Origin of the sequence: Streptomyces sp. SN-593 (assembly GCF_016756395.1) — a bacterium.
GTDB lineage: Bacteria > Actinomycetota > Actinomycetes > Streptomycetales > Streptomycetaceae > Actinacidiphila > Actinacidiphila reveromycinica.
The window spans coordinates 2016684-2031310 of sequence record NZ_AP018365.1; the positions used below are offsets into that span (position 1 = coordinate 2016684).

8 protein-coding genes and 3 pseudogenes are annotated in these 14627 nt (G+C 69.6%); 8 read left to right on the top strand and 3 right to left on the bottom strand.

From position 1 onward, the window contains the following. Window positions 1–67 precede the first annotated feature (67 nt). From RVR_RS08470 to RVR_RS08480, 3 pseudogenes are all read left to right on the top strand, one after another. Window positions 68–460, top strand: a pseudogene (locus RVR_RS08470) (AAA family ATPase); the annotation flags it as partial. Then, a pseudogene (locus RVR_RS08475) lies at window positions 457–2259 on the top strand (vWA domain-containing protein). The pseudogenes RVR_RS08470 and RVR_RS08475, both read left to right, overlap by 4 nt. Window positions 2260–2795: 536 nt before the next feature. Next, window positions 2796–3113, top strand: a pseudogene (locus RVR_RS08480) (transposase family protein); the annotation flags it as partial. A 114-nt stretch (window positions 3114–3227) separates the two neighbouring features. Here RVR_RS08480 and RVR_RS08485 read toward each other — a convergent pair. From RVR_RS08485 to RVR_RS08495, 3 genes are read right to left on the bottom strand one after another with little or no spacing between them, the layout of a single operon-like run. Beyond that, a complete protein-coding gene (locus tag RVR_RS08485) occupies window positions 3228–5564 on the bottom strand; it encodes an ABC transporter permease (RefSeq protein WP_202233262.1) in 2337 nt (778 codons plus the stop codon). 5 nt (window positions 5565–5569) lie between these two features. Next, the gene (locus RVR_RS08490) at window positions 5570–6346 is read right to left on the bottom strand and encodes an ABC transporter ATP-binding protein (RefSeq protein ID WP_202233263.1); all 777 of its coding nucleotides are present in this window, start codon (window positions 6344–6346) and stop codon (window positions 5570–5572) included. Next, window positions 6343–6849, bottom strand: coding sequence for a PadR family transcriptional regulator (locus tag RVR_RS08495; protein WP_202233264.1), 507 nt, complete (start codon window positions 6847–6849; stop codon window positions 6343–6345). Before RVR_RS08495 ends, RVR_RS08490 begins: the two co-directional genes overlap by 4 nt. A 173-nt stretch (window positions 6850–7022) precedes the next feature. Here RVR_RS08495 and RVR_RS08500 point away from each other — a divergent pair, with 173 nt between their 5' ends. From RVR_RS08500 to RVR_RS08520, 5 genes are all read left to right on the top strand, one after another. After that, on the top strand, window positions 7023–8294 hold the full coding sequence (locus tag RVR_RS08500; RefSeq protein ID WP_202233265.1) for an ABC transporter substrate-binding protein: 1272 nt from the start codon (window positions 7023–7025) through the stop codon (window positions 8292–8294). 793 nt (window positions 8295–9087) lie between these two features. Continuing rightward, the gene (locus RVR_RS08505) at window positions 9088–10686 is read left to right on the top strand and encodes a glycoside hydrolase family 13 protein (RefSeq protein WP_237404640.1); all 1599 of its coding nucleotides are present in this window, start codon (window positions 9088–9090) and stop codon (window positions 10684–10686) included. A 267-nt stretch (window positions 10687–10953) separates the two neighbouring features. Next, a complete protein-coding gene (locus tag RVR_RS08510) occupies window positions 10954–12285 on the top strand; it encodes an ABC transporter substrate-binding protein (protein WP_430393224.1) in 1332 nt (443 codons plus the stop codon). Window positions 12286–12294: 9 nt separating this feature from the next. Next, a complete protein-coding gene (locus RVR_RS08515; protein WP_202233267.1) occupies window positions 12295–13656 on the top strand; it encodes an ABC transporter permease in 1362 nt (453 codons plus the stop codon). Further along, the gene (locus tag RVR_RS08520; protein ID WP_202233268.1) at window positions 13653–14579 is read left to right on the top strand and encodes a carbohydrate ABC transporter permease; all 927 of its coding nucleotides are present in this window, start codon (window positions 13653–13655) and stop codon (window positions 14577–14579) included. The genes RVR_RS08515 and RVR_RS08520 overlap by 4 nt, the downstream gene beginning before the upstream one ends. Window positions 14580–14627 lie beyond the last annotated feature (48 nt).

The following is a 14627-nucleotide window of genomic DNA, read 5'->3' on the forward strand; positions in this document are numbered from 1 at the left end:
TACCGAACCGTCGCAGAACTCCTCCCGCCTCTCGTGCTGTCCGCGCACGAGGTCGTCGACCACGTAGGCGCTCGCGAGCCGGTTCAGCGTGCAGATCCAGGTCGGCACGGACTACGACCTCGCCCTGGCTTTGAAGATCGATGCCCGGGTCGTCCGGATCGCCCGACACCTCGCCGCCCAAGTCGAACTCGGCGAGCTGGGCTGGGCCCCGCAGCTGCGGGAACTGCTCAGTTACCAGAAGGCCGAGGCCGTCCTCGGCACCAGGGCCGCGCTCGCGAACCTGATCGGAATCGCTCCTGTGGAGGACCGCGACGCCGTCGCCGCCGCCGCCGGCAAGATCGCCGGCGTCAGGCAGGTCGCGCCTCTCACCCTGGGCCGACAGCTCCCCGCTGCGAGCACGTCGGCCGCCCGGCAACCCCCGGGCAGCACCGGCCCTGCGCCCTGGGGCCGCTCGCGATGAGCGCCCATCACCACGTCCAGTCCTCCGCCACCGCGCCCGACGACGACGCCGACCTCGCACGTTGGGACGACGACGGCGCCCCGCCCGCACGGCCCCGTTCCTCCCCGGCCGCGTGGCTGCGTGTGGGAGCCGAACTCGGCGACCGGCTGGTCGCCCTGTCCGGCCGCCAGGACCTGCTTGTCACCTGCCGCCCCGGCACCCGCAGCGGCGCACCGGCCGCCTACTTCCCCCGCCTGGCGGAGATCGAGTTCGACGCCCGCCTGTTCGCACCTCTGCAACCCCACGAGGTCCGCCCGCGGATCGTGGGCGACGAGGAACGCTATCCCGCCGCCTGGGGAGTGCTCGTCCACGAAGCCGCCCACGCCGCCCACTCCGTGTGGGAGCAGCCAGCCGACGCGGACCCGCGCGTCGTCGAGGCCGCGCTCCTGCTGGAGGAGAGCCGCGTCGAGGGCGCCCATCTGATCAGGCGGCCCACCGACCGCACGTACCTGCGCACCAGCGCCCGGACCCTGGTCATGCCCGACATCGCCCACCCCGCCCTCCAGGGCGTCGAGCACGCCGCCGGCGTGGCGGCCCTGATACTCGGCCGCCGGGACGCCGGCATCCTGGACGCCGGCGAGACCAAAGCCGTCGCCGATCTGTGCGAAAAAGTCCTGGGCGCCGACCTGCTGGCCACCCTCACCGGCATCTGGACCAAAGCCCACCGGTGCGCCGACCACGACGCCACCACCATGCTCGCGCACGCCCGGGACTGGTGCGACGCCCTGGACACCGCCGGCCCCGCCCTGCCCGCCGCGCCGGAAGACCTCACCGATCTGCTGGCCGGCGCCGTGGCCGTCGTCATGGACACCATGGCCGCCAACGACACGGCCGACCTCGCGGCACAGGCTGCCTCGAACAACGCCCTGGCAGCGCAGTCCCGGGACAAGGCCCAGGACCGCGCCCAACAAGCCGGCCAACGGCGCAAGGCCGCCGCCACCGCCAAGTCGGTCTTCAACCCGCGCGGCACCACCGTCAGCCCCGACGGCGCACCGAGGCCCTCCAGCAACCCGATCACCGGTACCCGCCGACCCACCGCCGCCGAGCAGAGCGCCGCCGCGCGCCTGAGCCGCGCGCTTCGCGCAGCCGCCTACCGAGAACGGACCGAGGAACAGGCCACCAGCCCGACCCCGCCCGGCCGCCTCAACATGCGCCAAGCCCTCGCCCGCGACGCCCAGCGCGCCGCCGGCTCGATACCCACCGCGGAACCGTTCACCCACACCCGCCGCCGCAACTCCCCCACCCCGCCGCTGCGCGTGGGCATCGCCGTCGATGTCTCCGGCTCCATGTCGGCCGCCTGCGGCCCCGTCGCGTCCGCCGCCTGGATCGTGGCCCGCGCAGCGGCCCTGACCGACCCCGACTCCCGCACCGCCACCATCGCCTACGACATGCATCTGACCGCACTGACCCGACCCACCCACCGGGCACCAGACCGCGTGACGACGTTCAACGCCAAGGGCGGCAAACACAACCTCGGCGACGCCATCGACGCACTCGACCGCGGTCTCGACCTCAGCCGCCCCGGCACCGGCCGCCTCCTCGTGATCGTCACCGACGCCAAGTACACCAGCGACGAAACCGCTCAGGCCCTCACCCGCGTCAAACGCCTCACCACCGCCGGCTGCGCCGTACTTCAGCTCACCCTCACCGCATAATCCCTCCACCTGCCGGGCACCACCCTGCTCCACCTGCCCCAGCCCTCCAGCGCCCCCGCCGCCATCGCCAAGGCCGCCACCGACGCCATCCGCAGAACACGCTGAAGCGCCGTCACACGACCACCACACCCGTCCGCGCCACCCGCTGACCGCGTACCGCCGCCAGACGGGCCTGCGCCGCGCACGAGAGGCATCATCTGCACCATCTCACCCCTACTGGGGCCCGTATTCTTGCCGCACACGACAACGGCACGGTCACCGGACACCCCGCCGCCCTGGCCTGGCTCCACGCCGACCAGCTGATCACGGACCGCCAACCCGGCAGCGGCGCACGTCAGATAACGGACGCCGGCCGAGCGGCGTACGAACAGTGGAAGGCCGACTACGGACCGCCCGCGTCGCCGTCCTCATCCGGCGTGCCGCCCAGGCTCCCCGCCCGGCAGCACGACGCGGTCCTCGCCGCTGCCCGCCGCCCCGACCACCTGGTTCCGGGCATCGACGACCACGTACCCGGCTTCTTCAACCGGCGGACCCTGGCAGCCGTCCACGGAGTCGGCTACGCCGACATCCGGGTCTGTCAAACGAGCGGCCCTGTCTCACTTTCGGTGGTGACGGAGAGTCGTGAGGGTCGTTGACTAGGTGTGGAGGACGTCAACGAGCTTGTGCGGGTGGTGTTTTCGGGTCTGTTGCCGCTGGTGGTCGAGGATGTGGCCGACGAGGGTGAGCGGATCGTGATGAGGGCGCGGACTCCGCAGGAGGCTGTGGTCTGTCCGGTGTGCGGGGCGTTGACGGGGCGGGTGCACGGCTACTACTGGCGGACCGTCGCTGACGTGCCGGTCGACGGTCGCCGAGTGGTGGTCCGTGTGCGGGTGCGGCGTCTGGTGTGTCCCACGCTCGGCTGCCGGCAGACCTTCCGTGCTTTCTCACGCACCAGGCGGCATCGCTGCCGGACGGTCCGCGCGTGGCCGGTGGCGCGTCACGTGGCTGGTGTTCCCCTTCCTCTGACACATGATTCGAGCCCGGTGTAGCGGCCCTGGAGGTGATGCACGATCTCCGGGCGCGGCCTCCTGGTCTCACAACTCGGCGGGTCTGGTGGCCGCGTGGCGCACCGCCCGGATCGACGCTGGCACGCAGGCGAGCGCAGCCACCAAACTGGTGGCGCCCACAAGCAGGAGCAGTACCACGGGCGAGGCGGAGTGAGCGATACCAGCGCCGATACCGCTGCTAGCGCCTTCGAGGTCAACGAGTCGGTGTGAGGCGAGGACACCGAGCGCAGCCCCGGCGAACGCCGCCGCAAGGGCGGGAAGCGTCGTGCTGATGCTCATGGCCGCGACGATCTGCCGCGGGGTGAGCCCGGCGGCGCGGTAGGCCCGCAGGTCGACCGCGTGGTCGCGTACGACAGAGGCAGTGGTGGTGGAAAGCTCTGTCAAGACCACCAAGCCCAGTAGGAGGATCAAGCCGACGATCACCCGGCGCATCGGTGAGAACTCTGCCGTCAGGGGGTCGTTGACCCTGTCGATCTCAACGGCGCCCCGGCTCGCTGCGGCCAGCGCCACACGCTCGGCGTCCGGGTTGACCCCAGGACGCAGTTGCAGGTTGTAGGATGCCGGCCGCAGTGAGGGTGCCTGGTCCTGGAGGATGTCAAATCCTGTGGACACGACCAGGCCGCTGTTGGCCGTCTCGATGTTCCGTCCGACGAGGTGCAGGATGTAGGGGGTGCTGCCGACGGTCAGACGGATCCACTGCCCGACCGAGACGTCGAGTGCGGTGAACAGGCCTTGACCAGCAACGGCCTCGTCCAGTCCGGCGGGTGCCCGGCCCTGGACCACGGCGAACGGGTACGGGTGCGCCGCAGTGCCGATGCCGCGCAGCGCGACGGTCCCGGTCTGTCCTGGGGCGAGTGCGGCGAGTTCGATCTCAGGACGTGCCTGAACCACGCCGGGGGCGCCGATCAGCAACTTCTGCACTGCGCCGGGATCGGTACTCGCGCGAGCGCTGAGCTGTCCGGTCAGGCCGTAGTGCGACGGGTGGTGTTGAACGGCGTCCAGGGTCGCCCAGGTGCCCAGCACCGTACTGATAAGCAGCAGAGGGATGGTGATGCGCAGAACTGCCATCGCGGTGCGGCCCGGACGAATGGCGGTAGCGCGCCATCCGAGCACCAGGGGCGGTGGCACCCGCCACCGCAGGAGCGTGCGGGCACCCCAGGAAAGACGGCCACTGGGCGGAACCGCCCTGCGGGCCATGGGGATGGCCGGCAGTCGTGCCGCGCGCCACCCGGCCATAGCCGCGCCGGAGCAGATCACCAGCAGCGTAGCCGCGCAGATCAGCGACACCGACCAGCCTTGGGACGGGAGCTCCCGCCAAACCGTCATGGCCTGGCCGATAGAGCCGGGCATGCGAGTGCCCAGCGTCTCGATGGCCGTGACACCCGTGAGGACCCCGCCGCCCACGAGGACGAGGTGCTGGAGCAGGAAGGTGCCTGCCACCTGGCGGGGCGCCATGCCGATTGCCTTGAGGATGGAGACATCCCGTGCGTGGGCGCGTACCCGCACGCCTATGCCACCGGTCGCGGCGACCGCTGCGGCAAGCAGCGCGCCCAGCCCGAACAACCCGGTGAACACCCCCAACAGGTGACTGTCGTCCTCCGCGTCAGCCCGCGCATCGCGCCAGGTGGAAACTGAGATCACGGTGTCCGGGCCGACGGCGGCGACCGCCTGCTGCACAAGATAGCGGGTGTCGCCGGGGGCAGAGGTGACCAGGCCGACAGTCTGTGTGCCGCCACCCGTGCGCGAGGCCGTGGCGTCCACAAATGCCTTGGGCGCCCAGCCGATGCCCGGGTAGCTTCCCGGCGAGTAGTGCGGCTCGGCGGTGTCCGCGAGCGCGGCGACCGTCAACCTTACTGTTGTGCCGTCTACGCGGGCGGTGATGTCGTCGCCGGGCTCGGCCCACAGCGCGGCGGCGACCGACCGCTCTAGGACCACTGGCACACCGGAGCCGGCCGAGGCTCCGGTGGGAGCCGCCGTGCCGAAGTCGGCGGCCGGCCACCTGCCCGCGACGATCTCGGGCCGACCTACCGTCGGCGGCTTGGAGGTGGAAGCGCGCAGGCCCACCGTTGCCTTGTTCGCTCCGTGCTGCACGCTGACGGAGATGGTGCGGTAGGGGCCCGCGATGTCCGTGACGGTGTCCAGCCGTCGCAGCGCGGAGGTGTCTGCCCCGGGGTGCACGCGCATCCACACGTGGGCCCCGTGTGTGGCGGTGAACAAGCGCTGCCAGGGGTGGGCAGCGACGACCAGGAAGGCGACGGATATCAGGAGCGCCATCGTGACGCCGGCACCGGCCAGCACGATGGTGACCGCCTGGCCGAGGTGAGTGCGCAGGTCGGCCAGCGCCCAGCGCAGTACGGCACGCACGGCGGTCAGCCGGTGAGCCGCACGACCGCGCTGACAGCACCGGGACGCGTCGGCGGGTCGGGGAAGCGTACGTCGTCGGCCACACGGCCGTCGAAGAGGCTCACGACGCGGTCGGCGGCGCTGGCAACCCCGGCGTCGTGGGTGACCAGTACGATGGTCTGCCCTCGCTGGTGGCAGCGCGAAAGCAGGCCCAGCACCTCTCGGGTGCCTCTGCTGTCGAGGCTGCCGGTCGGCTCGTCAGCGAGCAGCAAGTTCGGACGGTTGATCAACGCGCGGGCGAGGGCGACACGCTGCTGTTGGCCGCCGGACAGGTCTGAGGGAGTGCTGTCCTCCTTGCCGGTGAGCCCCAGTTCGTCGAGCAACCCGGCCCGCTCTGAGCGGACGTCCCGCCCGGGACGGCCGGCGAGAAGGCCGGGCAATTCCACGTTGTCCGCCACGGTGAGGGTGGACACCAGATTGAAGAACTGGAAGACGATGCCGACGCGGCGACGGCGCAGGGCGGCCCACCGCGCTTCGCTCAACTGGTCGACGCGCCGTCCGCCCAACAGAATGCGGCCGCTGTCGGGACGCTGCAAGCCGCCCAAGAGGTGGAGCAGCGTGGACTTGCCGGCTCCGGACGGACCGGTCACGGCCACGAACTCACCGGTCTCGACGACCAGGTCGATGCCGCGGACAGCCTTGACCGCCGCCCCGTTGACCCGGTGGCTCTTGACAAGCTCCTCGGCAACAAGTAGATGTCCGCCTTGTGGGGCGTCCTGCCGCGACGCGCCGTTGCGTCTCACTCGAGTTCCTCCTGACACTTCTCCAGCCAGTCCAGGTCCGCCTGGAGATGCAGCACCGCGCCGTCGACGAGCAGGCGCGGGTAGGGGTTGCCGGGTTCGTCGACACCGGCCAGACGGGACATGGCCCGCATCAGGTTCAGGTAGTGCCTGCGCTGCTTGTTGATCAAACCGATAGGGTCCGCCATGCCAGTGTCCCTTGCAAGGGCAAGTTTCATGAAGAACTCGTCACGTACCCGTGGTTCCTCGGACGGCTCTTCCAGCCAGGCGGCCACGGCCTCATGGCCGGCGGGAGTCAGCTCGTAAGTCCGCTTGTTGGGACGTCCCGACTGCTCGACGTCTTGTCCGCGGATCAGCCCGGCCTTCTCCAGCCTGGTGAGGGTGACGTAGACCTGGCCGATGTTCAGTTGGGGATAGGCGGCGCCGAGACGGGCCTCGAACGCCTGCTTCAGCTCGTAGCCGTGCGCCGGGCCCTTGGCGAGGAGCGCGAGAAGCGCGAAGCGCACCTCGGATCGGCCTCCTCCCGACCTGCCGGTCCGTCCAGCACCAAGGGTGATCGGTTCTGCGGGACGGCCGCGGAGAATGTACGAATGGACCGTAGCATCGCAGGCCGCCCGCCGATATACATGACGCGTAGGTGGCGCCGTTCGGCGACTCGAACGGCAAGGGGAGGCACGGGATGGCGCAGTCAGGACTCGCCTGCCGGACCGGCCGGGCGATCGCAGCCGCCCTGCTGACACTTCTCGCCGGCTGCGCCGGCGGCCGGGGCGGCGGAGACTCCGGCCTCGGTCCGATCACCTTGGCCACCGGCCGGGACCTGACCGGATACCTCCAGCATGTGCTGGACGGTTGGAACCGGTTGCACCCCGGTCAGCGGGTGACGCTGATTCAGTTGCCGGAGGCGGCCGACGAGACTTACGTGCAGATGGCCGACAGTCTGCGGGCGGGAAGCTCCCGTTTCGATGTCCTGAACCTCGATGTCGCCTGGACTTCGGAGTTTGCCGCCGCGGGTTGGATCGAGCCGCTGGACCGTGGCAGGCTTCCGCTGTCCCACCTCCTTCCGTCGGTCACCAGCACCGCTACCTTTCACGGTCAGCTATACGCGATGCCCTACGTCACCAACGCAGGCCTGCTCTACTATCGCAAGGACATCCTCGCCAAGGCCGGTGTGTCTCCGCCGCGCACCTGGGCACAGCTGTCGGACGACGCGCGGACGATCGCACCGCGTTACGGACTGCAGGGTTACGCAGGGCAGTTGCTTCCCTACGAGGGACTGACGGTCAACGTCACCGAGGCAGTCCAGTCCGCAGGCGGCACCATCCTGGGCGACGAAGGCCGCACGGTCGACGTCGACTCCCCGGCCGCGCGGGCCGGCCTTGCCTTTCTGGTCGACGGCGTACGGCAGGGCTGGATTCCCAAGGCCGCGCTGAACTTCAAGGAGGAGGAGTCCCGGCGCGACTTCCAGGCCGGTCACCTGCTGTTCCTCCGTAACTGGCCCTATGTCTACGACGAGGCGAACGCGGCCGGTTCGGCGGTCGCGGGCAACGTCGGTGTGGTCCCGCTGCCTGGTGAGAACGGACCCGGCACCGGCGTGCTCGGCGGGTCCGACCTGGCGGTGAACGTGCACTCCCGACACCCGCAGACCGCCAGGGACCTTCTGGCGTACCTGTCCAGCGAGGGAGTGCAGCGGCAAGTGCTCACCGAGGGGTCGCTGGCGCCGGTATGGGCTTCCCTCTACAGCGACCCAGCCCTCGTGCGCCGTTACCCGTACCTGCCAGTGCTCAAGCAGAGTGTGGACTCGGCCGTTCCGCGGCCGAAGAGCGCGCACTACGACCAGGTGAGCCTTGCGGTGGCCGGGATCACCAGCGAGGCGCTGCGCGGGCATCTCACAGTTGACGAGGCATCGGCGCGGCTGGCGCGCGAGCTGACGGCCATCGTCCACTCCGGCTGACTGACGCGGGGGCGCGATGGCACCCAACGATCGCCAGGGTGCCGGGTCACGCGGAGTGCCTGCTGGGCCCCAAAATGCTCTAGTAGGGCCTATGTCGGGCGGATCCATCCCCGAGCGGGGTCCAGCGTGACGTGCACGCATGCATAGCGGGCTTCCGCACCCCGGGCCGCTGGCCGCGCAGGCGTCCGCATGCGGCCTCCGAAGAGTTCGGGCGCCGGCCCGCGCTTACTTCTTCTCCCTACCTCCGGGAGCGTTGCCCACCCCCGCCCCGCCCGTGGCCGCGATGGCGCCAGGCGCGGCGGCTGCGCGGACGTTGCCAACTTATCTGGGCGACAGCCGATAGCTGCATATGTGTTAGGTAGTGCGTGCAGTGGTTCCTTCGAGGCCGCCGGAAGTGCCCTTTCGTGCCATCAGAGGGCCAACTGCCGCAACATCGTTGACATGTGTTCGCCCTCGCTAGCTAACGTGTAACTATCACGAGCGACCGGTGAGCTTCCCTCCGGTGTCGCATCCCGCGACGTGCTCGTCATGTGTTCGTGAGCAGGCCCTCTGTCTTCGGGGGCCTGCTCACGCCCCGCCCCGCCTCGCGGTGTGGGCGGGCCGGCACTTTGGACGGTGTTGGGTGTTCGCAATACCAGGCGCGATCGAGCCGGGCGGTCCGGTCGCTTCGGAGGCCTCGTTTCCGTCCCCGGCGGCTCCGGCGTCATCGGCAGCAGTTGTCCCCACTGCCTCCGCGAAGCCGTCCACGGTCGCGGCCCCTGCACGCCAACAGCGGCCCTGGTGGCGCAGTGCCGTGGTCTACCAGGTCTACATTCGCAGCTTCCTGGACAGCACCGGCGACGGTATCGGCGATCTCGCCGGAGTCCGCGCCGGGCTGCCCTACCTGAGCAGGCTGGGTGTGGACGGGATCTGGCTGAGCCCCTTCTACCCCTCGCCGCAGCGCGACCACGGCTACGACGTCGCCGACTACCGCATGGTGGATCCGGTGTACGGGGACATGGCGGAGTTCGACGGACTGGTCGCCGACGCCCACCGGCTCGGCCTGCGGGTGGTGATCGACATCGTTCCCAACCACTGCTCGACCGAGCACCCCTGGTTTCGGAGCGCGCTGGCGGGTGGCCCGGACAGCCCGTACCGTCGGTTCTTCCACTTCCGCGAAGGGCGCGGCGACGATGGGGAACTGCCGCCGAACAACTGGCGGGCGATGTTCGGCGGCCCGGCGTGGAGCCGGGTCACCGAGCCTGACGGCAGCGCCGGGCAGTGGTACCTGCACCTGTTCACCCCAGACCAGGCGGACTTGAACTGGCGAGACCCGCGGGTGGGGGACGAGTTCGAGGACATCCTGCGCTTCTGGCTGGACCGGGACGTCGACGGCTTCCGGATCGACGTTGCCGCGGGGCTCTTCCGCCACCCCGATCTGCCGGACTCCCCGGATCCTGACGCCGATGAGCGGACTCGTGACTCGGTGAATCCGCTGGCGTGGAACCGGCCCGAAGTTCACGAGGTGTGGCGGCGATGGCGGGCGGTCTGCGAGGAGTACACGTCCCGGGACGGTCGCGAGCGACTGCTCGTCGGCGAGGTCTCGGTCCCGACGGCTGCCGATCAGGCCCGCTATGTGCGGCCGGACGAACTGCACCAGGCGTTTTTCTTCCACCTGCTGAGTGCGCCCTGGAACGCGAGGGCGTTTCGGACGGTGATCAGCGATGCGCTGGTCGACATCGCCGGCACCGGTTCGACGGTCACCTGGGTGCTGAACAACCATGATCAGGTCCGGACGGTGACGCGCTACGGCTCCGACGAGGCAACGCCGTTGGTCGGAACCGCGAGGGCGCGCGCGGCGGCGCTGCTGATGCTGGCCCTTCCCGGCGCGGCGTACATCTATCAGGGCGAGGAGTTGGGGTTGCCCGAAGTCATCGACCTGCCGGACGACGTGCTGACCGATCCGATCTTCCTGCGCACCGGCAGCCGCCGCTACGTCAGGGACGGATGCCGGGTGCCTCTGCCGTGGTCCGGGCACGCCTCGCCGTTCGGATTCACCGCGGCGGAGGGCTCGGCCCGGCCGTGGCTTCCGCAACCCGACTGGTTCGCCGGGTACACCACCGACAGGGCTCAGTTGGACACCACTTCGTCGTGGCACCTCTACCGCGAGGCCCTCGCGTTGCGGAACCGGCTGCCTCAGTTCCAGGACGAGGGGTTGCGCTGGCTGGACAGCGCGCCCCATGTGCTGGTCTTCGTCCGCGGGGAGGGTCTGGTCTGCGCGGTCAACTTCGGTGACGAGCCGGTCCCCGCGCCAGCCTCGGGTACTCCGCTGCTGGCCAGCGCGCCGTGCCCGGAGGGACGGCTGCCCGGCAACACCGCCGCCTGGTGGATCGACCCCACCGTACTGCGGTAATCCTCCCCCTGCCCCGCCCCGGTGCCCTTTCCCCGTGGGCTCGGGTAGCCCCTGATCGGCGCGGACCGCTGCCGTCCCTTGTCCCAGCCCAGGGGACAGGACTCCCCGCGGCCGTGGTCCGCGCCTTCCTCTCTTGCGCCTTCCTCCGGGCTTGTTCCGACGCGTCCCTGACGCGCAGTTCCCTTCGGCCCGGGCGAGTTCCCGGCTCCCGGAGCCGCCTTTCGAGTCGTGCCCGCACCTCGTGGGCACGCACGGACAACGGAGTTCATCATGAGAGTGCGACGTATCCTCCCCGCCGTGGCCGCGACGGCCGGCCTGGCCCTGACCGCGACCGCCTGCGGCGGTTCCTCGGGCGACGGCCCAGCGGCGGCCGGGAGCGGGCAGAGTCTCAAGGGCCACACGGTGACGGTGGCCGGTGTGTGGACCGGCGAGGAGCAGGCCAACTTCAAGAAGGTGCTGCAGGGCTTCACCGACTCCACCGGAGCCAAGACAGAGTTCGTCTCCACCGGAGACAACGTCTCCACCGTCATCGGCAGCAAGATCGCCGGCGGTGACGCCCCCGACGTGGTGATGGTCCCACAGGTCGGGGTGGTGCAGCAGTTCGCCGCCAGCGGCTGGCTGCAGCCCCTTTCCGCCGAGGTGGACTCGGCCGTGACGCGGAATTACGCACCCGTGTGGAAGAACTACGGGAGCGTCAAGGGCACCTTGTACGCGCTGTACTTCAAGGCCTCGGACAAGTCGACCGTCTGGTACAGCCCCACCGCGTTCACCAACGCCGGCGTCACGGTCCCGTCGACCTACGCGCAGATGATGACCGACGCCAAGACCATCTCCGACTCGGGCCTGGCGGCGTTCTCCATTGGCGGGCAGGACGGCTGGCCGCTGACCGACTGGTTCGAGAACATCTACCTCTCCCAGGCGGGGCCGGCGAACTATGACAAGCTCGCCCAGCACCAGATCAAGTGGACCGATCCCACCGTGGTCAAGGCGCTCACCACCCTTGGCTCGTTCTTCAAGCAGGACGACCTCATCGCCGGTGGCCGCAAGGGTGCCCTGGCCACGGACTTCCCCACCTCGGTGGAGCAGGTCTTCGGCGACTCGCCCAAGGCCGGCATGACATACGAGGGCGACTTCGTCAGCGGCAACGTCGAGTCGCTGCACAAGAAGGTCGGTACCGACGCCAAGTTCTTCCCCTTCCCTTCGGTCGACGGCGGCCAGGAACCGGTGGTCGGCGGCGGTGACGCGGCCGTGGTGCTGAACAAAGGCAAGGACAAGGCCGCCGGCATGGCGCTGGTGAAGTACCTGGCCAGTCCGCAGGCGGCTGCGATCTGGGCGAAGGCGGGCGGATACATCTCGCCCAACAAGGGTGTCCCGCTGAGCGACTACACCGACCCGACGCTGCGTGAGACGGCCAAGTCGATCGTGGACGCCGGCAACGGAGTCAGGTTCGACATGTCCGACCAGGCGCCGGCGGCGTTCGGCGGCACGGCGGGCACCGGCGAGTGGAAGATCCTCCAGGACTTCCTGCGCGACCCGTCCGACCCCAAGAAGACCGCGGCGACGCTGGAAACCGCCGCCGCCAAGGCCTACAAGGACTGAGGCAGAGTCGTGGCCACAGCCCAGACCGCTCCACCGCCCGTCGGATGCGCGGGCGGCGTCGTCCCTGGCGGCTCCCGCCGCCGGACCCGCCAGGCGAAGATCACCGCCGTGGTGTTCGCCATCCCCGCCCTCGTGCTGCTCGGCGCCCTCGTCGGCTACCCGATCATCTACTCGGTGGTTCGCAGTTTCTTCGATGCCAAAGGTCACCGGTTCGTCGGGTTCGACAACTACCAGACCCTGTTCACCGACCACGCCACGCTGCTGGCACTACGCAACACCATGCTGTGGGTGCTCGTCGTGCCGGCGCTGCTGACCGGGGTCGGTCTCGTCCTGGCGGTACTGACGGACCGGGTGCGCTGGAAGACCGCCTTCAAGCTGGTGGTCTTCATGCCGATGGCAGTCTCCTTCCTCGCAGCCGGCATCACTTTCCGCCTGGTCTACGACCAGGACCCGCACCGCGGCGTGCTGAACGCCGCCGCCGTGTCGATCCATGACGCCTTCCACGACTCGGCGAACTACCCCGGTGCCCGCGCCCGACAGGGCCAGGGAGCAACGCTCGCGGGAGACGGCCATGGTGGGTACACCACCGTGAAGAGCACCGCTCCCGGGCAGAGCGTGGACCTCGGACTGGTTGGCATTTTGCCGACCAAGCTTCCGTCCTCCTCCGTCCAGGCGGCTGTCCCGGCGGCCCGGCCCGGCACCGTCGGCGGGACAGTCTTCCTCGACTTCCGACTCGGCGGGGGAGGCCGGCCCGGACAGGTCGACCCGGGCGAACGAGGGCTGCCCAGTGTCCACGTGCAACTCCAGAAGGACGGGCACACCGTCGCCACAGCCACCACCGGACCGAACGGGGCGTTCCAGTTCGCGAAGGTGCCGGACGGCTCCTACCGAGTGGTCCTGCCGAAGTCGAACTTCGCCACCGCCTACACCGGGATCTCCTGGCTCGGCCCCGGCCTTGTGACCCCGGCGATCATGGCGGCCTACCTCTGGGTGTGGACCGGGTTCGCCCTCGTCCTGATCGGAGCCGGCCTCGCCGCGCTGCCCCGCGAGGTTCTTGAGGCGGCGCGCATGGATGGCGCCGGTGAGTGGCAGACCTTCCGCCGGGTCACGGTGCCGCTGCTCGCACCCGTCCTGAGTGTCGTGTTCGTGACGCTCATCATCAACGTGATGAAGGTCTTCGACCTCGTCTACATCATCGCCCCAGGACCGGTGCAGCAGAACGCGAACGTGCTGGCGCTGCAGATGTGGCTCGTCTCCTTCGGCGGCGGCAACAACCAGGGCCTTGGCAGCGCCATCGGAGTCGTCCTGCTGCTGCTGGTGGTGCCGGCGATGATCCTCAATATCCGACGCTTCCGCAGGAGCGGCTCATGACACTCGCCGGCAACGCCGCCTCCGCCGCGGCATCCGCACCAGAACGCCATACGGCCGTCCGTACCACACCGACTTCCGGATTCGGGCACAAGGTCGGCTCCCTCCTGCGCAACGGGATCGTCCAGGCGGTTCTCGTCGCGGTCGGGCTGGTCTGGCTCACCCCAACGGTCGGGCTCCTCGTCTCCTCCTTGCGGCCCGGAACCGAGGAAGACTCCTCCGGCTGGTGGACCGCCTTCATACACCCCTCCACGCTCACCTTTTCCAACTACTCACACCTGCTCGACAACGGCGACATCACCCAGGCGTTCTGGAACACCGTGCTCATCTCGGTGCCGGCCACCGCCGCGGTCGTGGTGATTGCTGCGCTCGCGGGGTACGCCTTCGCGTGGCTGCGGTTCCCCGGCCGGGACGCGGTCTTCCTCGTGGTGGTCGGGATGCTCGTCGTCCCCGTCCAGATCGGCCTGCTGCCGGTGGCGAAGCTGTTCGGCGCGGTGGGCATCTTCGGCTCGATCTACGGTGTGATCCTCTTCCATGTGGCGTATGGGCTTCCGTTCGCGATCTTCCTCCTGCGCAACTACTTCGCGGAGATCCCCAAGGAGATGCTCGAGGCCGCGCGGATGGACGGCGGCACAGAGTGGACGATCTTCACCCGGCTGATCCTTCCGGTGGGTAAGCCCGCACTGGCCAGCCTGACCATCTTCCAGTTCCTGTGGGTGTGGAACGACATGCTGGTCTCGCTGATCTTCGCCGACAGCCAGTCCCAGCCGCTGACGGTCGCCCTCCAGTCCCAGATGCGGCAGTTCGGCGCGAACATCGACGTGCTCGCGCCCGGCGCCTTCCTGTCCCTCATCGTGCCTCTGCTCGTTTTCTTTGCCTTCCAACGGCATTTCGTGGAAGGAGTGATGGCCGGCTCCGTCAAATAGGGGCGGTGTCGGAGCGGTTCCGGAACGCGACCGGTCGCTTGACCAGGA